The 22461-nt window shown below is 69.6% G+C and carries 19 protein-coding genes; 7 read left to right on the top strand and 12 right to left on the bottom strand.

Features of this window, described 5'->3' with window-relative positions; genetic code table 11:
- The first annotated feature begins 40 nt into the window (after window positions 1-40).
- The 3 genes from GGQ63_RS19015 (at window position 41) to GGQ63_RS19005 (ending at window position 4479) form a co-directional block, all read left to right on the top strand.
- Window positions 41-2182, top strand: a complete 2142-nt coding sequence (locus GGQ63_RS19015) for a sodium-translocating pyrophosphatase (RefSeq protein ID WP_183858196.1) — start codon at window positions 41-43, stop codon at window positions 2180-2182.
- Between the two features lie 474 nt (window positions 2183-2656).
- Complete coding sequence (locus tag GGQ63_RS19010) at window positions 2657-3343, top strand: DUF1045 domain-containing protein (RefSeq protein ID WP_183858195.1); 687 nt, start codon at window positions 2657-2659, stop codon at window positions 3341-3343.
- Window positions 3344-3345: 2 nt separating this feature from the next.
- A complete protein-coding gene (locus GGQ63_RS19005; RefSeq protein ID WP_425502095.1) occupies window positions 3346-4479 on the top strand; it encodes an alpha-D-ribose 1-methylphosphonate 5-triphosphate diphosphatase in 1134 nt (377 codons plus the stop codon).
- A gap of 73 nt (window positions 4480-4552) precedes the next feature.
- Here the strand turns inward: GGQ63_RS19005 and nusB are convergent, their stop codons facing one another.
- The 12 genes from nusB to GGQ63_RS18945 all read right to left on the bottom strand — a co-directional run bounded on the left by nusB (window position 4553) and on the right by GGQ63_RS18945 (window position 17214).
- Window positions 4553-5086 (bottom strand): transcription antitermination factor NusB, encoded by a 534-nt coding sequence (gene nusB, locus GGQ63_RS19000; RefSeq protein ID WP_183858193.1) that lies wholly within the window; start codon window positions 5084-5086, stop codon window positions 4553-4555.
- Window positions 5083-5541 carry a 6,7-dimethyl-8-ribityllumazine synthase gene (gene ribH / locus GGQ63_RS18995; RefSeq protein ID WP_183858192.1) on the bottom strand — a complete coding sequence of 153 codons (459 nt, stop codon included), beginning with the start codon at window positions 5539-5541 and terminating at the stop codon, window positions 5083-5085. Before ribH ends, nusB begins: the two co-directional genes overlap by 4 nt.
- 109 nt (window positions 5542-5650) lie before the next feature.
- Window positions 5651-6274, bottom strand: a complete 624-nt coding sequence (locus GGQ63_RS18990) for a riboflavin synthase (protein WP_183858191.1) — start codon at window positions 6272-6274, stop codon at window positions 5651-5653.
- A 5-nt stretch (window positions 6275-6279) separates the two neighbouring features.
- Window positions 6280-7413, bottom strand: a complete 1134-nt coding sequence (ribD, locus tag GGQ63_RS18985) for a bifunctional diaminohydroxyphosphoribosylaminopyrimidine deaminase/5-amino-6-(5-phosphoribosylamino)uracil reductase RibD (protein WP_343061213.1) — start codon at window positions 7411-7413, stop codon at window positions 6280-6282.
- A gap of 30 nt (window positions 7414-7443) precedes the next feature.
- The gene (gene nrdR / locus GGQ63_RS18980; protein ID WP_183858190.1) at window positions 7444-7947 is read right to left on the bottom strand and encodes a transcriptional regulator NrdR; all 504 of its coding nucleotides are present in this window, start codon (window positions 7945-7947) and stop codon (window positions 7444-7446) included.
- A 46-nt stretch (window positions 7948-7993) separates the two neighbouring features.
- A complete protein-coding gene (glyA, locus tag GGQ63_RS18975; RefSeq protein WP_183858189.1) occupies window positions 7994-9295 on the bottom strand; it encodes a serine hydroxymethyltransferase in 1302 nt (433 codons plus the stop codon).
- Window positions 9296-9508: 213 nt separating this feature from the next.
- Window positions 9509-10798, bottom strand: coding sequence for a L,D-transpeptidase family protein (locus GGQ63_RS18970; RefSeq protein WP_183858311.1), 1290 nt, complete (start codon window positions 10796-10798; stop codon window positions 9509-9511).
- Between the two features lie 188 nt (window positions 10799-10986).
- On the bottom strand, window positions 10987-14691 hold the full coding sequence (locus GGQ63_RS18965; RefSeq protein ID WP_183858188.1) for a glycosyltransferase: 3705 nt from the start codon (window positions 14689-14691) through the stop codon (window positions 10987-10989).
- Window positions 14675-14992 carry a hypothetical protein gene (locus GGQ63_RS18960; protein ID WP_183858187.1) on the bottom strand — a complete coding sequence of 106 codons (318 nt, stop codon included), beginning with the start codon at window positions 14990-14992 and terminating at the stop codon, window positions 14675-14677. Before GGQ63_RS18960 ends, GGQ63_RS18965 begins: the two co-directional genes overlap by 17 nt.
- A gap of 99 nt (window positions 14993-15091) precedes the next feature.
- On the bottom strand, window positions 15092-15604 hold the full coding sequence (gene ldtR / locus GGQ63_RS18955; RefSeq protein WP_183858186.1) for a transcriptional regulator LdtR: 513 nt from the start codon (window positions 15602-15604) through the stop codon (window positions 15092-15094).
- A 138-nt stretch (window positions 15605-15742) separates the two neighbouring features.
- Complete coding sequence (locus tag GGQ63_RS18950; RefSeq protein WP_183858185.1) at window positions 15743-16171, bottom strand: DUF6163 family protein; 429 nt, start codon at window positions 16169-16171, stop codon at window positions 15743-15745.
- Window positions 16168-17214 (bottom strand): enoyl-CoA hydratase/isomerase family protein, encoded by a 1047-nt coding sequence (locus GGQ63_RS18945; RefSeq protein ID WP_183858184.1) that lies wholly within the window; start codon window positions 17212-17214, stop codon window positions 16168-16170. The genes GGQ63_RS18950 and GGQ63_RS18945 overlap by 4 nt, the downstream gene beginning before the upstream one ends.
- 159 nt (window positions 17215-17373) lie before the next feature.
- On the opposite strand from GGQ63_RS18945, the gene GGQ63_RS18940 reads away from it, so the two are divergent.
- The 4 genes from GGQ63_RS18940 to GGQ63_RS18925 all read left to right on the top strand — a co-directional run bounded on the left by GGQ63_RS18940 (window position 17374) and on the right by GGQ63_RS18925 (window position 22410).
- The gene (locus tag GGQ63_RS18940; protein ID WP_183858183.1) at window positions 17374-18669 is read left to right on the top strand and encodes a hemolysin family protein; all 1296 of its coding nucleotides are present in this window, start codon (window positions 17374-17376) and stop codon (window positions 18667-18669) included.
- A 128-nt stretch (window positions 18670-18797) separates the two neighbouring features.
- Window positions 18798-19805 (top strand): porphobilinogen synthase, encoded by a 1008-nt coding sequence (gene hemB, locus GGQ63_RS18935; protein ID WP_183858310.1) that lies wholly within the window; start codon window positions 18798-18800, stop codon window positions 19803-19805.
- 9 nt (window positions 19806-19814) lie between these two features.
- The gene (locus GGQ63_RS18930) at window positions 19815-21167 is read left to right on the top strand and encodes a branched-chain amino acid ABC transporter permease (protein ID WP_183858182.1); all 1353 of its coding nucleotides are present in this window, start codon (window positions 19815-19817) and stop codon (window positions 21165-21167) included.
- The gene (locus GGQ63_RS18925) at window positions 21148-22410 is read left to right on the top strand and encodes a threonine ammonia-lyase (protein ID WP_343061210.1); all 1263 of its coding nucleotides are present in this window, start codon (window positions 21148-21150) and stop codon (window positions 22408-22410) included. The genes GGQ63_RS18930 and GGQ63_RS18925 overlap by 20 nt, the downstream gene beginning before the upstream one ends.
- Window positions 22411-22461: the final 51 nt, after the last annotated feature.

Below are 22461 nucleotides of genomic sequence, written 5' to 3'. Positions count from 1 at the left end.
GAGGCGCCGCCGGCACGTCGGCGAGAGGAGGAATGTCGACGTGATCTATCTCATCATCTTGTGCGGGCTCGCCGCCATCGCCTATGGCGCATGGGCGACGCGGTCCGTTCTGGCGGCCGATGCCGGGTCGGCGCGCATGCAGGAAATCGCCGCGGCGATCCAGCAGGGCGCCAGCGCCTATCTGCGGCGCCAGTACACCACGATCGCCGTCGTCGGCGTCGTCATCTTCATCATCGTCGCCCTCCTTCTGTCGATCACCGTCGCCATCGGCTTCGCGATCGGGGCGATCCTGTCGGGCCTCGCCGGCTTCATCGGCATGAACGTCTCGGTGCGCGCGAATGTGCGCACCGCCCAGGCGGCCTCGAAGAGCCTCGCCGCCGGCCTCGAACTCGCCTTCAAGTCGGGCGCGATCACCGGCATGCTGGTCGCCGGTCTCGCTCTGCTCGGCGTCGCCGTCTACTACCTGATCCTGACCGGCTTCGCCGGCTATGCGCCGTCCGACCGCGTCGTGATCGACGCGCTCGTCGCGCTCGGCTTCGGCGCCTCGCTGATCTCGATCTTCGCCCGTCTCGGCGGCGGCATCTTCACCAAGGGTGCGGATGTCGGCGGGGACCTCGTCGGCAAGGTGGAAGCCGGCATTCCGGAGGACGATCCGCGCAATCCGGCGACGATCGCCGACAATGTCGGCGACAATGTCGGCGACTGCGCCGGCATGGCGGCCGACCTCTTCGAGACCTATGCCGTGACGATCGTCGCGACGATGGTGCTCGCGGCGATCTTCTTCGTCGGCGCACCGAACTTCGCGAGCATCATGCTCTATCCGCTCGGCATCGGCGCGGTCTGCATCCTGACGTCGATCGCCGGCACCTTCTTCGTCAAGCTCGGCCGCACCCAGTCGATCATGGGCGCGCTCTACAAGGGCTTCATCGCCTCGGCGCTGCTCTCGGTCGTCGGCCTCGCCATCGCGACCTCGCTGCTCGTCGGCTGGGGCGAGATCGGCACCGCCGCCGGCATGACGATCACCGGCACCGCGCTGTTCGTCTGCGGCCTCGCCGGCCTCGCCGTCACCGGCCTGATCGTCTGGATCACGGAATACTATACGGGCATCGGCTACCGGCCGGTGCGCTCGATCAGCCAGGCCTCGGTGACGGGGCACGGCACCAATGTCATCCAGGGTCTCGCCGTCTCGCTCGAGGCGACCGCGCTGCCGACGATCGTCATCGTCGCCGGCATCATCGTCACCTATTCGGTCGCCGGCCTGTTCGGCACGGCGATCGCCGTCTCGACCATGCTCGGCCTCGCCGGCATGGTGGTGGCGCTCGACGCCTTCGGTCCGGTCACCGACAATGCCGGCGGCATCGCTGAGATGGCGGGCCTGCCGAAGGAGGTGCGCAAGTCGACCGACGCGCTCGATGCGGTCGGCAACACCACCAAGGCGGTGACGAAGGGCTATGCGATCGGCTCGGCGGGCCTCGGCGCGCTGGTGCTCTTCGCCGCCTATAATTACGACCTGTCGCACTTCATCGAGGAGGCGAACCGCGACGGCTCCACCGCCTACCAGTATTTCCGCGGCGTGGTGCCGGACTTCCAGCTCTCCAACCCCTATGTCGTCGTCGGCCTGCTGCTCGGCGGCCTGATCCCCTACCTCTTCGGCGGCATCACCATGACCGCCGTCGGCCGGGCCGCGGGCTCGATCGTCGAAGAGGTGCGGCGGCAGTTCCGGGCGAAGCCGGGGATCATGGCCGGCACCGACAAGCCCGATTACGGCCGGGCCGTCGACATACTGACGAAGGCGGCGATCAAGGAAATGATCATCCCGTCGCTGCTGCCGGTGCTCGCGCCGATCGTGATCTACTTCGTCGTCTATGCGATCGCCGGCAAGTCGGAGGCCTTCTCGGCCGTCGGCGCCATGCTGCTCGGTGTGATCGTCACCGGGCTCTTCGTCGCCATCTCGATGACCTCGGGCGGCGGCGCCTGGGACAACGCCAAGAAGTCGTTCGAGGACGGCTTCGTCGATTCGGCCGGCGTCCGGCACATGAAGGGCTCCGACGCCCACAAGGCCTCGGTGACCGGCGATACGGTCGGCGACCCGTACAAGGACACGGCGGGCCCCGCGGTGAACCCGGCGATCAAGATCACCAACATCGTCGCGCTCCTGCTGCTCGCCGTGCTGGCGCACTGAAGAGAAGGAATGACGGCTGGGATCGCTTCCCAGCCGTCATTCCCTCGCCGGCCAGGACCGATCCCGCCGAAGGGGCCGGAGCCGTCGAGCGCATCGCTTCCCCCGCTTTTCGTTTCGCGCCGCCCAGGCCGGCCATTCCGCGACGTCCGGGCCTGTTCGGCGACGGGCCGTATGGACCCCGGCACCGAGGCCGGGGTGACGGATGCTCGGGGGGGAAGCGACGCGCTCGGGCGCGGACCGCCTCGTCCGACTTCGAACCATCCTCTCCACCCGTCATGCCGGCCTCCGTGCCGGCATCCCTGATCGTGGCACCGGGCGGGCCGCGCACCGTGTCGGCCGACGCCAACCCGCTTTCATGCGGATGGCTGCCGCCCGCGCCGCCCGGTCACCCCCGGCACCGCCCGATTGTCGCCGTCGCGTCGTGGAAGATCGGCTAGTGTCGTCGCCCGCGATTCCGAGACGATCGAGCGAGCCGTGCGTTACGCCCTCTACACCACCCCCGCCCCCACCGATCCCTTCGCCGAGGCCGCCGCGCGCTGGCTCGGCCGTGATGCCTTCACCGGTGCGCTGTTCGAGCCGCCGGCGGTCGAGGGGCTCGATCCGGCGATCGCGGCGGGACTGCGGGCCGATCCGGTCCGCTACGGCTTCCATGGCACGATGAAGGCGCCGTTCCGGCTCGCCGAGGGTCGCAGCGAGGACGAGCTCGTCGCCGCGCTCGACACCTTCGGGCGAGAGAATGCGCCGGTCACCGTGCCGGAACTCGTCGTCCGCCGGCTCGGCGCCTTCTTCGCCTTCGTGCCGAACGAGCGGGTCGGCGCGCTCGACGCGCTCGCCGACCGGTCGGTGATCGCCTTCGAGGCGTTCCGCGCGCCGCTCGCCGAGGCCGATATCGCCCGGCGCCGCTCCGCCGGCCTCACCCTCGCCGAGGAGGAGAACCTCGTCCGCTGGGGCTATCCTTACGTCTTCGACGCCTTCCGCTATCACATGACGCTGACCGGCCGGGTGCCGCGCGACGCGGCCGAGACGGTCGAGCGGGCGCTCGCCGCCTGGTTCGCCGACCAGATCGGCCGGCCCTTCCGGATCGACCGGCTGGCGCTCTTCGTCGAACCCGAAGCCGGCGGGCCGTTCCGCGTCCGGCATCAGGCACTGCTCGAGGGATGACCATGCGCGAGACCGTCTTCACCAACGCCCGGATCGTCCTCGAGGACGAAGTCGTCGAGGGCTCCGTCTGCATCCGGGACGGCCTCATCGCGGCGATCGATTCCGGCCATGCGCATGGCGAGGATTTCGAGGGCGAGTATCTCGTCCCCGGCTTCGTCGAGTTGCACACCGATCATCTCGAGGGCCATTTCGCGCCGCGGCCGGGCGTTCGCTGGAACGCCATCGCCGCCGTCCAGGCACACGACGCGCAGCTCGCCACCGCCGGCGTCACGACCGTGTTCGATGCGCTGCGGGTCGGCATGGACGAGGACGCGAAGACCACGACGACCGAGATGCGCGGCCTCGCCGATGCGATCCTCGCCGCGCAGCGCGAAGGCCGCTGCCGCGCCGACCATCTGCTCCACCTGCGCTGCGAGGTGTCGGCGCCGGACGTGCTCGACGGTCTCGACCAGTTCCTCGACGACCTGCCCGTCCGGCTCGTCTCGCTGATGGACCATTCGCCCGGCCAGCGCCAGTTCGCGAGCCTCGAATCCTACCGTGCCTTCTACCAGGGCAAGATGGGCATGTCGGACGAGGTCTATGAAGCCTTCGCGGCGCGCCGCATCGCGCAGGCCGAGCGCTATTCGGCGGAGCACCGCGCCCGTATCGTCGCGCTCTGCAGCGAACGGGGCATCGCGCTGGCGAGCCATGACGACGCGACCGAGGATCATGTCGCGGAAGCCGAAAGGGACGGCATCGCGATTGCCGAATTCCCCACCACCCTGCCCGCCGCCGCCGCCTCTCAGGCGGCCGGCATGAAGGTGCTGATGGGGGCGCCGAACCTCGTGCGCGGCGGCTCGCATTCCGGCAATGTCTCGGCCCAGGCGCTCGCCGAGGCGGGGCATCTCGACATCCTGTCGTCCGATTATGTGCCGTTCAGCCTCGTCATCGCCGCCTTCGAGCTGCCGCAGCGCGTGCCCTCGATCGGCCTGCCCGAGGCGATCTCCTATGTCAGCCGCGCGCCGGCCGAGGCCGTCGGGCTGCACGACCGCGGCGCGATCCGGCAGGGCCTGCGGGCGGACCTGCTGCGGGTGCGGGCGGACGAGGGTGTGCCGCTCGTGCGGGCGGTCTGGCGCGAGGGCAAGCGCGTCGCCTGAGGTCGAGCGCGCCGTTCGGCCGGAGACGGCGCCCTCGCCTCCCCCGGCCAAGGCCGGGGCTCGGGTCGGCCTTTCAGGGCCGCTTCTCGGTCTCGGGCCGCTTCTTCGGCCCGTCGAACTCGGCGGGGCGGACCCGGCGAGCGATCGTGTCGAGCACGCCGTTCACCATGCGCGGCTCGTCGCCCGATTCGAAGAAGGCGCGCGCGACATCGACATATTCGCTGATGACGACGCGGGCCGGCACGTCCTTGCGGCCGGCGAGCTCATAGGCGCCGCAGCGCAGGATGGCACGCAGCGTCACGTCGATGCGGGTGAGCGGCCAGTCGGGCGTCAGCGAGGTATGGATCGCCGGATCGAGATCGCGCTGCCGCTCGACCACGCCGCCGACCAGATCACGGAAGAAGGCCGGGTCGGCATCGCGATATTGCGCGCCGTCGAGTTCCTTGCCGAGCCGGAAATTCTCGAACTCGGCGACCACCTCGACGAGCGAGGCGCCGCCGACATCCATCTGGTAGAGCGCCTGGACGGCCGCGAGCCGCGCCACGCCACGCTGATTGGCGGGGCGGACGATACGGGGCTCCGCCGCCGGCTTCTCGGCAGACGTCATTTCGAAAGCCCGAACTTCTCGCGCAGGGCGATCATCGCGAGCGCCGCCTCGGCGGCCGCGCCGCCCTTGTTCTTCTCGGCCACGCGGGCGCGCGCCCAGGCCTGATCATCGTTCTCGACGGTCAGGATGCCGTTGCCGAGCGCGAGCGCCTCGATCACCGCCATGTCCATGACGGCGCGGGCCGATTCGTTGGCGACGATATCGTAATGGCTGGTCTCGCCGCGGATCACGCAACCGAGCAGGACGAAGCCGTCATACTCCGCATCGCCATCCTCCATCGCGGCGAGCGCCATCGAGAGGGCGGCCGGGATTTCGAGCACGCCCGGAACCGAGACGCGGTCGAAGGTGGCGCCGGCGCGTTCGATCGCCGCGGTCGCGCCCTTCACCAGCTCGTCCGAGATGTCCTCGTAGAAGCGTGCGTCGATGACGAGGAGATGCGGTGCCGCGTCGCTCATGGTGATCCGGGGTCTGGGTGAAAACGGAGGCGAGGTGAACCATGCGCCCTCGCGCCTGTAAAGGGAAATTGGCGCCGCACCGATGCGCAGCCGCGGCGCCCGGAAGGGCTCAGGGCTGCGGCGGCGCTTCGGCCCGCGTCTCGGCGAGCCGCGCCACATAGCGCGCCATGGTGTCGATCTCGAGATTGACCCGGTCGCCGGCCCGGCGCCCGCCCCAGGTCGTGACGGCGAGCGTGTGCGGGATCAGGAGGCAGGAGAAGCGGTCGCCCTCCACCGTATTGACGGTGAGAGAGGTGCCGTCGAGCGCCACCGAGCCCTTCTGGGCGATGAAGCGTGCGAGCGCGTGCGGCGCCTCGAAGACGAAGCGCGTCGTCTCGCCGAGGTCCTCGCGCTCGACAATCAACGCCTGGCCGTCGACATGGCCCGAAACGAGATGGCCGCCGAGCTCGTCGCCGAGCTTCAGCGACCGCTCGAGATTGACCCGCGTCTCGAGATCCCAATCGGCGACCGTGGTGAGCGCGAGCGTCTCCGGCGCCGCTTCGACCGCGAAGCGGCAGCCGGTCTCGGTCGGCTCCCGCGACACCACGGTGAGGCAGACGCCGGCACAGGCGATCGAGGCGCCGATGGCGATCGAGTCGGCCTCGTAGACGCTGTCGATCGCGAAGCGGCGGACGTCGTTGCGCCGCTCCACCGTCGCGACACGACCGATATCGGTGACGATTCCCGTGAACATCGGTCTCACACCGCCTTCTCGTAGCGCAGCAGCCGGTCCTCGCCGAGGCGATATTCCTCGACCAGCCGGAAGCGCGGGCTGCGCTCGACGGCCGAAAGCGCCCGACCGGCGAGCGCGCGGACTCCATCGGCGCCGATCACCACCGGCGCGCGGATGAGGATGACCTCGTCGGCGAGGCCCGCCGCGACGAGCGACGAGGCGATCTTCGCGCCGCCTTCGACGAGGATGCGGGTGATCCCCGCCTCGCCGAGCGCGCGGAACACCGCCTCGATATCGGTGCCGCCGGAGCCGCCGCCGACCCTCAGGATGCGCACGCCCGCCGCTTCGAGGGCACTGACCGATTCGGCCGGCGCTTCGGGGCCGACGACAAGCCAGAGCGGGATCTCGCGCGCCGTCGTGACGAGAAGCGAGGAAAGCGGCAGCCGGGCGCGGCTGTCGAGCACGACACGAACCGGCGAGCGCGCCGCGAGGCCGGGCAGCCGGACGTTGAGGCGCGGATTGTCGACGAGCGCCGTGCCGATGCCGACCATGATCGCGTCGCTCTCGGCCCGCATCGCCTGGACACGATCGAAGGCCTCGCGGCCGGAGACGATCAGCCGCTCGCTATTCGCCCGGCCGATCATGCCGTCGGCGGAGACGGCGAGCTTCAGGGTGATGTGCGGCCGGCCGGCGGTGACGCGCAGGATGTGGCCGGCATGGGCGCGGCGCGCCTCCTCCGCGAGCACGCCGGTGACGAGCGGGATGCCGGCGTCGCGGATCATCGCGTGGCCGCGGCCGCCGACGCGCGGATCGGGATCCTCGAGCGCGGTGACGACCCGGCCGACGCCGGCGGCGATCACCGCCTCGGTGCAGGGCGGTGTCACGCCCTGATGGGCGCAGGGCTCGAGCGTCACATAGAGCGTCGCCCCGCGCGCCGCCTCGCCGGCGGCCGCGAGTGCGATCCGCTCGGCGTGCGGCCTGCCGCCCGGCGCCGTCGCGCCGCGGGCGACGATGACCGGCTCGCCCTCCTCGAAGCGGACGACGAGCGCACCGACCGCCGGGTTGGGAAAGGTGTGGCCGAGATGGCGCCGCCCGTAGCGCAATGCCGCCGCCATCAGCCGGCGGTCGGTCTCGGTATGGGCCGAGCGCGCGCCGCTCACGCGCCGGCCGCCTTCATCGGCGATCGCATGTCAGGATTCTCCTTCCGACGGCGGGCGGCCGGGCGCATCCCGCTCCGCGCGCTCCTGAACCGACAGCTCGCCGAGCACGGTCTCGAAATCCTTCGCCTCGCGGAAATTGCGGTAGACGGAGGCGAAGCGGACATAGGCGACGTCGTCGAGGGTCTTCAGCCCTTCCATCACCAGCACGCCGATCTGCTCGGTGGTCACCTCGTTCTCGCCGAGGCTCTCGAGCTGGCGGACGACGCCGTTCACCATCCGCTCGACGCGCTGCGGGTCGACATTGCGCTTGCGCAGCGCGACGGCGACCGAGCGCATCAGCTTGTCGCGGTCGAACGGCACGCGCCGGCCGCTCCGCTTCAGAACGGTGAGCTCGCGCAGCTGCACGCGCTCGAAGGTCGTGAAGCGCCCGCCACAATCGGCGCAGACCCGCCGCCGCCGGATGGAGGTGTTGTCCTCCGACGGCCGGCTGTCCTTCACCTGCGTGTCGTCGCTCCCGCAATAGGGACAGCGCATCAGACGACCCCGAGACCCGCTTCCTGCCCGCGGCTACTCTGCCCGATCACGCATAGATCGGGAAGCGCGCGGTGAGCGCGTGCACACGCTCCTTGACCGAGGCTTCGACGAGCGGCGCCGAACCCTCCTCCGACTGGGCGACCGCCGAGAGCACCTCGGAGATCAGCCGGCCGATCTCCTGGAACTCGGCGATGCCGAAGCCGCGCGTCGTGCCGGCCGGCGTGCCGAGCCTGATGCCGGAGGTGACGAAGGGCTTCTCCGGATCATAGGGAATGCCGTTCTTGTTGCAGGTGAGCCCGGCACGCACGAGCGCCTTCTCGGACACATTGCCCTTCAGCCGCTTCGGCCGCAGGTCGACCAGCATCAGATGGTTGTCGGTGCCGCCGGAGACGATCTCGAAGCCCTCACCCTTCAGCGTTTCCGCGAGCGCGCGGGCATTCTCGACGATGTTCTTCGCGTAGAGCTTGAAGTCCGGCGAAAGCGCCTCGGCGAAGGCGACCGCCTTCGCGGCGATGACGTGCATCAGCGGCCCGCCCTGCAGGCCCGGGAACACCGCCGAATTGATCTTCTTCGCAATGTCCTCGTGATTGGTCAGGATCAGGCCGCCGCGCGGGCCGCGGAGCGACTTGTGCGTCGTCGAGGTGACGACATGGGCGTGCTCGATCGGCGAGGGATGCACGCCGCCGGCGACGAGGCCGGCGAAATGGGCCATGTCGACCATCAGATAGGCGCCGACCGAATCGGCGATCGCCCGGAAGCGCTCGAAATCCCAGACGCGCGAATAGGCCGTGCCGCCGGCGATGATCAGCTTGGGCTTCGTCTCCTCGGCCTGACGGGCGATCGCGTCGTAATCGAGCATCTGGTCTTCGCGGCGCACCCCGTAGGAGACGACGTTGAACCACTTGCCGGACATATTGACCGAGGATCCGTGCGTCAGGTGCCCGCCGGCGGCGAGGTCGAGGCCCATGAAGGTGTCGCCCGGCTGCAGGAGCGCGAGGAACACCGCCTGGTTCATCTGGCTGCCGGAATTCGGCTGGACATTCGCAAAGCCGGCGGAGAACAGCTTCTTCGCCCGCTCGATCGCCAGCGTCTCGACGATGTCGACGAACTCGCAGCCGCCGTAATAGCGCTTACCGGGATAACCCTCGGCATATTTGTTGGTGAGCACCGAGCCCTGCGCCTCGAGCACCGCCTTCGAGACGATGTTCTCCGAGGCGATCAGTTCGATGTCGTCCTGCTGACGGCGGAGCTCCTTGCCGATCGCATCGGCGATCTCGGGATCCGCCTCGGCGAGGCTGCGGGCGAAGAAGTCGTTCATGGCGCTGGGCGCGCGATGCGAGAGCGACATCGGCGGTCCTCCTGGTGCGTCGATCGGCGGTTGCGGCGGTCCGGCAACCGGGCTGCGGATTAGCACAGGGCGCGGGGAAGCGCCAAGGGCGACGGCCGGCCGCGGATGCGGACCGGCCGTCGCCCTTGAAAACATAGGGGCGAGCGTCCTCCCCGGCCAGTGCGGGACGCCCGCTCGCGAAGCGGGGCGAGACGCCGCAGGCCGACTCGCGGCTCAGCGCAGCGCGAGCTGGTCGAGCCCGTCGTGATTGTAGATGTCGTTGCGGAAATGTACCGCGCCGTCCGGCATCGCCCAGGCGGTGATGTAGACCCAATAGAGCGGCACCGGATCGGCGATGTCGGCATCGATGCGCTCGGCGGTGCGGAACACTTCGTCGATCCGCGTGCGGTCCCAGCCCGGCGAATCGCGCAAGAGCCAGGTGATCAGTTGGCGGATGTTCTGCGTCCGCATGCAGCCGGAGGAATCGAAACGCTCCTCGCGGCCGAACAGGTCCTTCGCCGGCGTGTCGTGCATATAGACCTGATAGGGATTGTGGAACGAGATCTTCACCGTTCCGAGCGAGTTGAAGTCGCCCGGATCCTGCCGGAACATATAGTTGACGGCCTCGTCGGAGTGCCAGTTGACGGCCTGCGGCGGAATCTCGTCACCCTTCTGGGTGAAGATGCGGATGTGCTTCTTCGTCAGATAATCCGGCTGCTTCTGCATCAAGGGGATCAGGTCCTTCTTGATGATCGAGGCCGGCACCGTCCAGTAGGGATTGAAATTGATCTGATAGATCTTGCTCGAAAGCACCGGCGACTGGCGGTCGACCTTGCCGACCACGGTGGTGTGGCGCGACACGACGCGGTCGTATTCCACCGCCTCGACCTGCGCGGCCGGAATGTTGGCGCAGACATAGCGGTCGCCGAGCGGCTGCGCCGTCATGCTGCGCAGACGTTCGAGATTGGTGGTGAGCTGGCCGAGCCGGACCGCGGCCGGAATGTTCATGGCGTTGAGGGTCGACGAACCCGCCACACCATCCGCAGCGATGCCATGGCGGGCTTGGAAGCGGCGCACCGCCCCGTCGACGAACGAATCGAAGGCGTCCGACATGCCGATCGACGGGCTCAGATCGCCCGAGATCGTCAGGCGCTCCCGCAGCGCCAGCACGCTCGGATCGCGCATGCCGAGCTGCAGCGTCTTGTCGGCCGGAACGACCGGCCAGCCGCCACGGGCGACGATGTCGTTGTACTGCGCGATCGCCGCATCGACCGCCATCGTCGTCTCGGTCGACAGGATCGGCAGCGTCGTGCGCACGGTCGCGGCGCCGCTCGATGCGGCGTCGAAGCCGTCCGACCATTCGCCGCTATGGATCTGCAGCACCTGCGCAATCGGGTCTTCCTGGGCGAGCGCGCGGCTGCCGAAGAGCGCGCCGGCACCGGCGAACGCCGCCCCGCGCAGCAGCGCGCGACGGCTCAGGGAGAGAGCATTCAGCGAAAGGGTCTTGTCGTCGGAACCGGCCATCGTGCGTTCACGCTCGTCGTCAAGGCGGACGCGGAAGGTCTCGACGCGCCGCGGATCGATGTCGGTCTTCAGGGTCAAACATGGCGCTTTGATGATCCCGCCCCGATCGGGATTGCGGCCGCCGCGTGCCGGCGGACGACCGTGTCCCGCCTGCATCGCCACTGTCGTACCGTAGGGTTGCCGAAGGGTTACCGCGGTGGACCGTCCGCCCATGTGCCGGCCTTCCCGGCGGCGGCCTCGACCGCACGCAGGAACATCGCGGCGCTCTCCGTCCAGTCGAGCGACGCGACCCCGGCAGAGGACGGTGCGCTTCCCGCCGCGATCGCGCCGAGCCAGCGGTCGAGCGCGAGAGCCAGCGATTCGGGCTCGGTGCCTGAGAAATAGGTGGCCGCCTCCCCCGCGACTTCGCGAAAGACCGGCAGGTCGCGCAGGAGAAGCGGACGCCCGGAGCGGGCCGCCTCGACGATCGGCAGACCGAACCCCTCCCCTTCGCTCGCCTGGAGGAGACCCGCCGCCGCCGCGTAGAGGGCATGGAGATCGTCGTCGCCCGGAGCCTCGATCCAGTGCAGCCGGCGCCCGCGCTCGGGATGGCTGTCGAGCCGGGCGAGAAAGTCCTCCATCGCCCAGCCGCGCCGGCCGGCGATGACGAGGTCGCCCGGACGCCCCGCCGCCCAGAGCCGTTCGAAGGCGGCGAGTGCCTGCCGATGCCCCTTCCGCGGCTCGATGGTGCCGACCATGAGCACGCTCGGCACCGCCTCCATGCGCGCAAGGACCGGATCGATCTGGGGCGCCGCCGCGGCGCCCGGCGGCGCCCGATCGAGATCGCTGCCGAGGTGGAACCACTCGATCGCGAAGGCAACGTCCGCGAAGTCGGGCCGTGCCGCCCGCCATGCGGCGACGGCGTCCGCCGTCGCCCGGGATATGCACACCACGCCGTCGAAGGAGGCCGTCCGCTCCACCCAGCCGGGAAACCAAGCCTCGGCGCCGGGAAAGAAATGCGGCAGCTGGACGGGCAGCAGGTCGTAGATCGCGTGAAGCACGCAGGCGCCGCGCCGCCGCGCGGCATGGAGGGCCGCCCAGCACGCCTCCGGACGGTGCGGCACGATGTCGAGCACGACGATCACATCGCCCGGATGAATGTCGACGGGCGTCTCGGCGAGGCCGAGCCTTATCCCGGCAACGGCCTCGGCGAACCGGCTCGCGCGCAGGAAATGGCCGGACTGGTCCATCCAGACCGGTGTCACATCACAGGCGGACACGGTGGCGAAGAGGCCCCCGACCAGCCCGCGGATGACACGCTGGATGCCCGTGCCGGCGTCGCTCGCGACGATCTGGGACACATCGAGGAGCAACTGACGCCGGCGCGGTTCGGGCGGAAAGGTGCGCGCCAGCGCACATGCGAGGTCGGCGGTCGCCCCGGGCGTGGCGGCGAGCGGCGCGAGCGCCGCCGGCAGGTCGAACACCGCGGCGGCCGGTGCGGCATAGGCCGCCTCGATCACCGCCCGGTAGGCGGCGGCACAAGCCTCTGGCGCGTGCACGGCGCCGACGAGCGCACGGCCGGCGGCGCCCAGCGCGCGCCGCCGCTCGGGATCGGCGGCGAGCGCATCGAGCGCAGCGGCGAGCGCGGCCTCGTCGAAGGCGTCCGGCAGCTTCACCGCGACCCGCGGGTCGAGATCGGCCATCGCGCCATGGCCGTTGACGATCGTCGCGATACCGCTGCCGAGACAGTCCAGAAGGGCGGCCGAGCTTTCGCCGCGAGAGCGCGTGCGGAGCTGCACCGCGATGTCGGCCGCTTCGAGATGGCGCCGATAAGCGTCCTCGTCGATCCATCCGGTCAGTCCGACCGAGATGCCCAGGCGGGCCGCGTCCCGCGCCAGTTGCTCGGCCTCAGCCTTGCCGACACCGCCGACGAAAACGAGCCGTCCACGGCCGCTCGCCCCCACGGCCGATCGCACGAAAGCCCGGACGAGACGCGGGCCGAGCTTCAACGGATTGACGATGCCGAAGGCGGCGACGACGATTTCATCGGCTCGGATGCCGAGCGCCGCCTTTGCGGCGCGTCGGCGATCGTCATCGGTCAGCGGCGGCAGGACCCGGGCGAGAGGGACATGCGCGAGGGCCGCCGCAGCCCGCTCCCCATAGGCCAGAGCCGCGTCACGGCGAGCAGCCTCGTTGTGCACGATGATGCCCCGGGCCTGCTGCAGGACCGCAAGGTTGCCTGGAAGCCGGGAGACGCCGTCCGGGTCCTCCGGAACCTCCGGAGCCCGCACCAGCGCCCCGATCCCGTGGCTGGCGACGGCGGTCTCGCGCCAAAACAACCGGGACTCGTGGATGAGGAGATCCGAGAGAAAGAAATCGTGCAGCACCACCGCCCCCGGAATCTCGGCCAGGAGAGGGAACATCCAGCTGTGATGATCGGAGTTGCCGAATTGATAGAGCACCCGGTCGAACCGTCCGGCCTCCGCCTCGAACCAGGCCCGATCGTGCAGCGGCAGGTGCTGGAGCGATGCAGGCAGCGTCACGGGCCGGTCGACGATCAGTTCGATCCGGTAGTGCTCGGCGAGGGCCGGCAGAAACTCGGCGCTCCATCGCGCGATGCCCGACTGGGCCGGCGGCAGAGGCGAGAGATAGGCGAGCGTTGGACGCTCGGAAAGCCGAGGCGGAGCGGCCGGGAGCGGCTCGGCGGCAAGGCCCTCGAGCGCGGCCCACGTCCGGCGGGCGACCTTCGCCCAATCGAAGAGCGCCGACCGCGCGAGGCCGTGCGCCGCGAGAGCATCGGCGAAGGCACGATCGGTGAGCACGCGCTCGAGTGCCGCCGCGATCGCCGCCTCGTCGTTCGGGTCGAACAGGGCGTCGGTCCGGCCGACGACCTCGGGCAGGCTCGTCGCGGCTGAAGCCAGAACCGGCCGGCCGCACGCCATGCCCTCGAGCGCCGGCAGGCCGAACCCCTCCGCCAAGCTGGGAAAGACGACAGCCGCCGCAGCATTGTAAGCGGCGAGAAGATCCGCGTCCGAGACATAGCCCGTCAACACGAGCTCTCCCGCGTTGAGCCCAGCCTTTGCGGCGACCTGCCCGAGGTGCCGACGGCTGCCCTCGCCGAGGGCACAGACGATGGCGAGCGGATGGCGCCGGCGCAGCGTCTGCGGGAGCCGGGCATAGGCCCGCACGAGGGCGTCGAGATTCTTGCGGGGATCGTCGCCGCCGACGCCGAACACGAAGCCGGGCTTCAAGCCCAGCGCGGCGAGGCGCGCATCGCTCGCGGCTGTCGCCGGCACGACACGGAAGCGCGCATCGGCGGCGGTTCCGATCGCCACGACGCGGTCCTCCGCGAGGCCGAGCCGGGTTCGGGCGTCCATCCGCGTCGCTTCGGATATGCCGAGCAGCCGATCGGCTCCAGCGACCTGGCGCAGGCGATCCCGATACCAGGCGGCGACCGCCTCGCCGGCGAGATAGCGCTCCGGCAAGACGAGCGGGATGAGATCATAGAGCACCACCGCGTGACGGAAGCGGCGGGTGGCCGGGAAACTCGCCGTCGCGACATCGTCGATCCACCCCTCGAACGCGCTGCCGGTGAGCACGACATCGGGGGCGAGCGCGGCGATGAAGGCTTCGAGCGTCCGGGCGGCCGCTTCGCGCCGCGCCGCGTTGCGCGGATCGACGGCGGCGATCGGCCCCACGATGTCGAAGGTGCGGATCGCGCTCTGTGGCATGAACCCCCGCAGAAAGCGGTAGGTCCCGTCATCCGCCTCTTCGAGCCGCTCGGACAGAACCACGATCAGTTCATGACCGCCCCTGCCCTCCCAGAGCGAGCGGACGAGGTCCCTCAGATAACGCCCGATGCCGCGGTCTCGATTGGCGCCCTGCGCGCCCTGCAGATCAAGAACGAGCCGCATCGGGAGCCGCTCGCCGCCGCTCCGCCGCCAGCCGGCCGAGGAAATACTGCTCGCGGGGGCTCAGCGGCCTGTTCGCCGGCCCACGCGATACGACCACCGGCACGGCGCGCGGCAGGTCGCGATAGGCCCTGCTCGTCATCCAGCGTCGCAGGTAGAGGCGCGGATGGCCGGCATCGTCGAGCACGAAGCGGCGGAACATGCCGCGCGGCTTGCCATTCGAATGAAAGAGCAGCTTGCGCAGCGGCTTTCTCGGCCGGCCATCGCTTCGCAGAAGCCAACGTTCGAGCAGACCCGCAGGCATACCGCCCCCCGCCGTTCCCCGGTCCACTTCCTTAACCAGGCTTTCGGTTGCGTCAAGGAAACGCTTCGAGCCGGGTGTAGAGGTCGCGGCAGCAGACGCTTACAGCCGGTAGAGGATCTGGTCGGTCCAGAACCGCTCGAGGCGGTGCAGCGAGCGGTTGAGCGTGTCGAAATCGTCCGCGGCGATGCCGCCGACCTGCTCGATCGACTTCAGATGCCGGTCGTAAAGGGCGTGCACCACCGTCGCGATCTCGCGGCCCTTCTCCGTCAGGCTGACGCGGACCGAACGGCGGTCCATGCGCGAGCGCTGGTGATGGATGTAGCCCATCTCCACCAGCTTCTTGAGATTGTAGGAGACGTTCGAGCCGAGATAATAGCCGCGGCTGCGCAACTCGCCGGCCGTGAGGTCCGAATCACCGATGTTGAACAACAGCAGCGCCTGCACGCTGTTGACGTCGGAACGACCCTGCCGGTCGAACTCATCCTTGATCACGTCGAGCAAACGGCGATGCAGCCGCTCGACCAGCGTCAGCGCCTCGATGTACAGCGGCTTCAGCTCACGCGATTCTTGCATCTTAACGTACGGTTCAGAAACTCTTTTCGCGCTGATCATCGTTCGACCTCGTTCACAGGTGCGGCGTTGTTCCCGCTTGGTATGAACGAGATTAGGAGATCGATTTGAAAATCAGCTTAAGCATCACGCTTAACGCGGGCTTACCTCGGATCGAAGGGTTCGATTCGAATCGTATGGTTACGAAATCATGGCCTGCGTGGCCCGCCGGTGCGCCATCACGGCGAGGAAGGCGTAGGCGGCGACGGTGACGACGTGGAAACCGACGGTGAAGAGGCTGAAGCCGTAATACTCGGCGAACGCGGTATGGATCGCGAGTTCGAAGAGCGCGACGCCGGCCCAGACGACCAGGCCCCAGACCACCCGCATCCAAAGACCGACCGCCGCGATCAGCGTACCGACCCCGAGAACCACCGTGGCGAAGCGCCAGTCGGCCGACATGGTCTCGAGGTTCCAGCCGGAATCCGGGTAGACGCCGACGATATAGACCCAGTGACGGAGCCCGAAGACGATGAGCACCAGGGCGAGCAGGCGCAGATAGGTACCGCGCGCCTCCTCATAAGGATTGTCCGGCTCGCTCGGCAGGCGGTTGACCTCGGAATCGATCATGCGAAGACGAGATCCCCTCCGCGCGGCGGCAGGAAATGGCGTTCGACCGCGCGTTCGTCGACCGCCGGGAGTGTCGCAGGGCGCCAGTGCGGCACGCCGTCCCGATCGACCAGCGCGGCGCGGACGCCTTCATAGAAGTCGTGACCGCTCAGGATTTCGTTGACGATGCGGAAATCGAGCCGGATGCAATCGTCGAAATCGAGCGCCGCCGCGGCGCGCACCTGGCGGAGCGCGATCCGCAGACTGGTCGGAGACTTGGTCCGGATCGCCGCGGCCGCCCGGGCCGCAAAGGCCGCGTGGGGAGCGTCCACCTGGTCGAGCCGGGCGAGGATCGTCTCGACACCGCCCGTGCCGAAGACCTCCGCGACGACCGGATCGACCGCGCCGAGCGTCTCGGGCGGCGGGGCCGGCTCGGTGAAATGCGCCAGCACGGCCTCGACATCCGCCTCGCCGGCGAGCGCATCGACGATCGCATCGAACCGGTCCGCCGGGGCGGCATGGGTGGCGATGCCGGTGTGCAGGCAGTCGCCGCGGCCGAGCCGGGCCGCCGCGAGCGCACAATAGACGCCGGTCGAGGCCGGCATGCGCGACAGGAAATGACTGCCGCCGATATCGGGGAAGAAGCCGATCCCCGTCTCGGGCATCGAGAAAACCGCGTCCGCGGCGAAGACGCGATAGCGCCCGTGGATCGAGATGCCGGCGCCGCCGCCCATCACATAGCCATGAACGAGCGCCACGTAAGGCTTCGGAAAGTGCTTCACCGCGGCGTTCAACCGGTATTCGTCGCGGAAGAAATCGATCGCCGGCGGCCCCTGCCGGCCGGCCTCATAGACGGCGCGGATGTCGCCGCCGGCGCAGAACGCCCGGCCGCGGCCGCGCACGACGACCGTCTCCACCTGCGGATCGGCGGCCCATTCCGTCAGCCGGCGAGCGAGCGCGCGAACTATCGCGTGCGACAGCGCGTTGAGCGCCGCCGGGCGATCGAGCGTCACGATCCCGGCAAGACCGCGTCGCTCGAAGTGGATGAAGTCCGTCGCGTCCAACTGCCACTCCGTCGAATCCCGCGCGATCGTATTGCGCGCCGATCGTGGCGGGAAGCGGTCGATGGGCTTCCGCAGCGCGAAAGGCGCCGCTAAACTCGCGCGCCGCCTGCTTCGTGAAGGGGCGGCACCCTGGCCGTCAAGGCCGCACAAGGACCGTCGATGCCCTGGTGGGATCTCCTCGTCGTTGCCGCACTGATCGCGCTCAACGCCTTTTTCGCCCTTTCCGAACTCGCCGTCGTCTCGTCACGTCCAGCGCGCCTGCAGGCCCTCGCGGCCGACGGCAAGAGCGGCGCAGCCGCGGCGCTCCGCCTCACCGAGGACCCGACGAGCTTCCTCTCCTCCGTGCAGGTCGGCATCACGCTGGTCGCCATCCTCTCCGGCGCCTATGGCGAGGCCGCGCTCTCCGATCCCCTCGAGGAATTCCTCCTGTCGATCGCGCCGAGCCTCGGCAGCAGCGCCGACACGCTCGCCTCGGCGATCGTCGTCGTCGGCCTCGCCTACACCTCGCTGATCGGCGGCGAACTGGTGCCGAAACGCCTCGCGCTGTCCAATCCGGAGCGGCTCGCCTGCTTCGTCTCGCGGCCGATGACGTTGATCGCCCGGGTCGGCCTGCCGATCGTCTGGTTCCTGCGGAAATCCACCGAGACGGTGCTGCGCCTGCTCGGCCATCGCGAGGATTCCGAGAGCCGGGTGACCGAGGAAGAAGTGAAGACGCTGATCGCCGAGGGCACCGAGGCGGGCATCTTCCTGCAGGCCGAGCGCGAGATGATCGAGGGCGTGCTGCGGGTCGCCGACCGGTCGGTGCGCACCATTATGGTCGCCCGACCCGACGTGGTCTGGCTCGATGTCGACGACGTGCCGGAGGAGATCCACCGGACGATCATCGACGCCGGCCATTCCCGCTACCCGGTGAGCCGGGGCGAGATCGACGCCGTGCTCGGCATCGTGCACGCGAAGGACCTGCTCGACCAGCTCCATCGCACCGGAAAGGTCGATCTCCAATCGGCGCTGCGCGAGCCGCTCTATGTCGACGAGCGCATGCCGGTCCTTAAGCTGCTCGAGCGCTTTCGCGGCTCGTCGGTGCACATGGCGATCGTGCTCGACGAATACGGCTCCTTCCAGGGCATCGTCACGCCGCTCGACATCCTCTCGGCGATCGCCGGCGACATGCCGGAGCGCGAGGGCGACGAGACCCCCGAGGCGGTGCAGCGCGCCGACGGCTCCTGGCTGATCGAGGGCAGCGCGCATATCGACGTCGTCGAACGCACGCTGAGCCTCAAGAACCTCAACGAGGACGAGGATTTCACGACGCTCGCCGGCTTCGTGCTGTCGAAGCTCGGCCACATTCCGGTGCCGGGCGAGCATTTCGCGCACGAGGGCTGGGTCTTCGAGGTGGTCGATCTCGACGGCCGACGGATCGACAAGGTGCTCGTGCATCGCGGACACGCCGCCTGAGGCCGGGACGGGATGGCGCCTTGTGCCCGGGCGGCGCTTTGCTAGTGTCCGGGCGACACGAAAACGGAAGCGAGACGATGCTCGAGACGCCGAAGAAGCGCGGCCCCTTCGACCGGGCGGCGATCGACATGGAGGCGATCGACATGGAGGCGATCCTCGGCGGCCGCCGCATGCGCCGCAACCGCCGGGCCGACTGGTCGCGCCGACTGGTCGCCGAGAACAGGCTGTCGATCGACGATCTGATCTGGCCGATCTTCCTGATCGAGGGCGAACGCCAGCGCGTGCCGGTCGCATCCATGCCCGACGTCTTCCGCTTCTCGGTCGACGAGGCGGTGCGTGAGGTCGAGAAGGCCGCCGCCTACGGCATCCCCGCCGTGGCGCTGTTCCCCTACACCGATCCGGCGCTGCGCGATCCGGAAGGCTCGGAATCGCTCAATCCGGACAATCTCGTCTGCCGCGCCGCGCGGGCGATCAAGGCGGCCGTGCCGCAGATCGGTATCGTCTGCGACGTCGCGCTCGATCCCTATACCAGCCACGGCCATGACGGGCTGATGGAGGGAGAGCGGATCCTGAACGACGAGACGGTCGCGCAGCTGGTCGGCCAGGCGCTCGTCCAGGCCGAGGCCGGCGCCGACGTCATCGCGCCGTCCGACATGATGGACGGCCGCATCGGCGCGATCCGTGCGGCGCTCGACCGCAGCGGCTTTGGGGACGTCCAGATCATGGCCTATGCGGCGAAATACGCCTCCGCCTTCTATGGCCCATTCCGCGACGCGATCGGCACGTCGAAGACGCTCGTCGGCGACAAGCGCACCTATCAGATGGACCCGGCCAATTCCGACGAGGCGCTGCGCGAGGTCGAACTCGACCTCGCCGAGGGCGCCGACATGGTGATGGTCAAGCCGGGCATGCCCTATCTCGACATCGTGCGGCGCGTGAAGGACCGCTTCGCCGTGCCGACCTTCGCCTATCAGGTGTCGGGCGAATACGCGATGATCCGCGGCGCGGCCGAACGCGGCTGGATCGACGGCGAGCGGGCGATGCTCGAAAGCCTCGTCGCCTTCAAGCGCGCCGGCGCCGATGGCGTACTCACCTATTTCGCCCCGGCGGTCGCCGCCCTCCTCTCGGGCCGCTGATCGGCCGCGATGGGAGCACGGGCCGGCCTTCTCACCGCCGCGCTCCTCCTCCTTCTCGGGCTTGCCGGCTGCTCGGCTGTCGACTTCCAGCAGGCCCGCATCTGCGTCGCGGTGGCGACGGCGGTGGCGCCCGAAGACACGCGGGTTTCGATCGTCTCGGTGACGGCAGGCAGCGGCCGTAACGTCGTCGCCGTCACCTATTCCGCCGGCAACGGCCGTGCACCGACGGCCGTGCTGTGCGGCTTCGAGGGTGGACCGCTCGACGCGGGGCGCAAGGACCTCGTGGCGGTCAGGACCGCCGACGGCGACCTGTCGCCGCCCTCGCTCCTTTTCCTGCGCCGGTTCCTGATCGAGGCGCCCGGCGCCGTCGACCGGGCGATCGCGGAGACAGACTGGCGGGCACCGCCCCTCCTGCCGCTCGAGACCGGCCCCGGAAGCGGCTATGTCCTTCAACAGGCGTTCAACGCGCTCGCGCTCGCCGCGCTCTATGGGCCGCTCGCGCTCGCCTATTCCCTCATCTACGGGCTCACCGGCCGGATCAACATGGCGTTCGGCGAGATCGCCATGATCGGCGGCTTCGGCGCGGTGTTCGGCATCGTGACAGCGAGCGGGCTCGGCGTATCGGGCCTCGCCGCGGTCGCGCTCGCCGTCGTCGTCGCCGCCTCGCTCGCGACGCTCTGGGGCCATGCGATCGGCCAGACGGTGTTTCTGCCGCTCGCGAATGCCCCGACGCGCCCCTTCATCGTCGCCACGGTCGGCCTGTCGCTCGCCCTCTCCGAGTTCTTCCGCCTTGCGCAGGGGGCGGGCGAGGTCTGGCTGCAGCCCATTCTCGAACGGCCGATCGCGCTGACCGGCGGCGTCTTCGCGGTGCAGGTGACGCCGCTGCGCCTCCTGATCGTCGCCGTCGCGGTGATCGGGCTGCCGGTCTTCCTTCTGCTGTGGCGGCGCTCGGCTTTCGGCCGCGCCTGGCGCGCGGTCGCCGACGATCCGCTGATGGCGCGGCTGTGCGGCACCGACCCGCTCGTTGTGACGGGCCAGACCTTCATGCTCGCCTCGGCGCTCGCCGCAGTCGGCGGCGCATCGATGGCGCTCAACTATGGCGGCACGAGCTCTTCGATGGGCCTGCTGATCGGCCTGAAGGCGCTGATCGCCTGCCTCGTCGGGGGCGGCACGCCGCTCGGCGCGGCGCTCGGCGGCGTCGTGCTCGCCGCGCTCGAGATCGGCTGGGCCGCCCTCTTCGATGGTGCCTACCGCGACATGGCCGTGCTCGCTATCATCACCCTCCTGCTCGTCCTGAAGCCCGCCGGGCTCGCCGGCCGGGCGCCCGCGCTCGAGGAAGGCCGTGTCGTCCGTCTCTCCTGAGATCCCGTCCGACGAGCCCCGCCTGCCGGGCCTCGCCGACATCGAGGCTGCGGCTGAAGCGATCGCCGGCAAGGTGCTCGCCACCCCCTTTCTCCCCGCGCCGCGCCTGTCGCGGCTGACCGGTGCGGAGATCTGGGTGAAATACGAGAACCTGCAGGCGACCTCCTCCTTCAAGGAGCGCGGTGCGCTCGTGAAGCTGCTGTCGCTCGACGCCGGCGAGCGCCCCCGCGGCGTGATCGCCATGTCGGCCGGCAATCACGCCCAGGCCGTCGCCTATCACGCGCAGCGGCTCGGCATCCCGGCGACGATCGTCATGCCGCGGCCGACCCCCTTCGTGAAGGTCGAGGCGACGGCGGGCTTCGGCGCCCGCGTCGTGCTCGAGGGCGAGACCCTGTCGGAAGCCCAGGCGCTCGCCTTCGAGATCGCCGATCGCGAGGGCCTCGTCTTCGTCCATCCCTATGACGATTTCGACGTCGTGCGCGGCCAGGGCACGATCGGCCTCGAAATGATCGCCGCCGGCCCTGCCCTCGACGCCGTCATCGTGCCGGTCGGAGGCGGCGGGCTGATCGGCGGCATGGCGATCGCCTTCGACGCTCTGTCGCCATCGACCGAGGTGATCGGCGTCGAGACGGAGCTCTATCCCTCGCTCAAGGCGGCGCTCGCCGGCGCCGAGGCGGCCTGCGGCGGCCAGTCGCTCGCCGAGGGCATCGCGGTCAAGAATGTCGGCCGGCTCACCCTTTCGATCGCCCGCCGCTTCGTCGATGCGGTCGTCACCGTGTCGGAAACGGCGATCGAGCAGGCCGTCAACGCCTATCTGACGCTGCAGAAGACGATGGCGGAAGGCGCGGGCGCCGCCGGCCTCGCCGCGGTGCTCGCGGAGCCTGAGCGCTTCCGCGGCCGCCGGGTCGGACTGGTGCTCTGCGGCGGCAATATCGACCCGCGGCTCGCCGCCTCGATCATGGTGCGGGAGCTCGCCCGCGCCGGCAAGATCGCGGCGATCCGGATCGCCATTCCCGACCGGCCGGGCGTGCTCGGCGACATCGCGGTGACGATCGGCACGGCGGGGGGCAACATCATCGAGGTGATGCACCACCGGACATTGCTGAGCGTACCGGCGAAGGGGGCCAGCGTCGACGTGACGGTCGAGACGCACGGGCCGGATCACACGGACCGCATCATCGCCGCCGTCGAGGCGCGCGGCTACACGGTCGAGCGCCTCGGCATGCTCGAACTCGGCCATTGAGGTGCGGCTCCGGCGGGTCACGTCGGGCGATCGACATCGCTGTCGCTTGCG

The organism is Prosthecomicrobium pneumaticum, assembly GCF_014199915.1.
GTDB classification, from domain to species: Bacteria; Pseudomonadota; Alphaproteobacteria; order Rhizobiales; family Kaistiaceae; genus Prosthecomicrobium; species Prosthecomicrobium pneumaticum.
This window is presented reverse-complemented; position numbering and strand designations above follow the sequence as displayed.

Excerpts from the sequence above, each read along its gene's own strand:
- GGQ63_RS19005 (WP_425502095.1), top strand. The coding sequence starts at position 3,346 with ATGCGCGAGACCGTCTTCACCAACGCCCGGATCGTCCTCGAGGACGAA.
- nusB (WP_183858193.1), bottom strand. The coding sequence starts at position 5,086 with ATGACGTCTGCCGAGAAGCCGGCGGCGGAGCCCCGTATCGTCCGCCCC.
- ribH (WP_183858192.1), bottom strand. The coding sequence starts at position 5,541 with ATGAGCGACGCGGCACCGCATCTCCTCGTCATCGACGCACGCTTCTAC.
- GGQ63_RS18990 (WP_183858191.1), bottom strand. The coding sequence starts at position 6,274 with ATGTTCACGGGAATCGTCACCGATATCGGTCGTGTCGCGACGGTGGAG.
- nrdR (WP_183858190.1), bottom strand. The coding sequence starts at position 7,947 with ATGCGCTGTCCCTATTGCGGGAGCGACGACACGCAGGTGAAGGACAGC.
- glyA (WP_183858189.1), bottom strand. The coding sequence starts at position 9,295 with ATGTCGCTCTCGCATCGCGCGCCCAGCGCCATGAACGACTTCTTCGCC.
- GGQ63_RS18970 (WP_183858311.1), bottom strand. The coding sequence starts at position 10,798 with ATGGCCGGTTCCGACGACAAGACCCTTTCGCTGAATGCTCTCTCCCTG.
- GGQ63_RS18965 (WP_183858188.1), bottom strand. The coding sequence starts at position 14,691 with ATGCGGCTCGTTCTTGATCTGCAGGGCGCGCAGGGCGCCAATCGAGAC.
- GGQ63_RS18960 (WP_183858187.1), bottom strand. The coding sequence starts at position 14,992 with ATGCCTGCGGGTCTGCTCGAACGTTGGCTTCTGCGAAGCGATGGCCGG.
- ldtR (WP_183858186.1), bottom strand. The coding sequence starts at position 15,604 with ATGATCAGCGCGAAAAGAGTTTCTGAACCGTACGTTAAGATGCAAGAA.
- GGQ63_RS18950 (WP_183858185.1), bottom strand. The coding sequence starts at position 16,171 with ATGATCGATTCCGAGGTCAACCGCCTGCCGAGCGAGCCGGACAATCCT.
- GGQ63_RS18940 (WP_183858183.1), top strand. The coding sequence starts at position 17,374 with ATGCCCTGGTGGGATCTCCTCGTCGTTGCCGCACTGATCGCGCTCAAC.
- hemB (WP_183858310.1), top strand. The coding sequence starts at position 18,798 with ATGGAGGCGATCGACATGGAGGCGATCCTCGGCGGCCGCCGCATGCGC.
- GGQ63_RS18930 (WP_183858182.1), top strand. The coding sequence starts at position 19,815 with ATGGGAGCACGGGCCGGCCTTCTCACCGCCGCGCTCCTCCTCCTTCTC.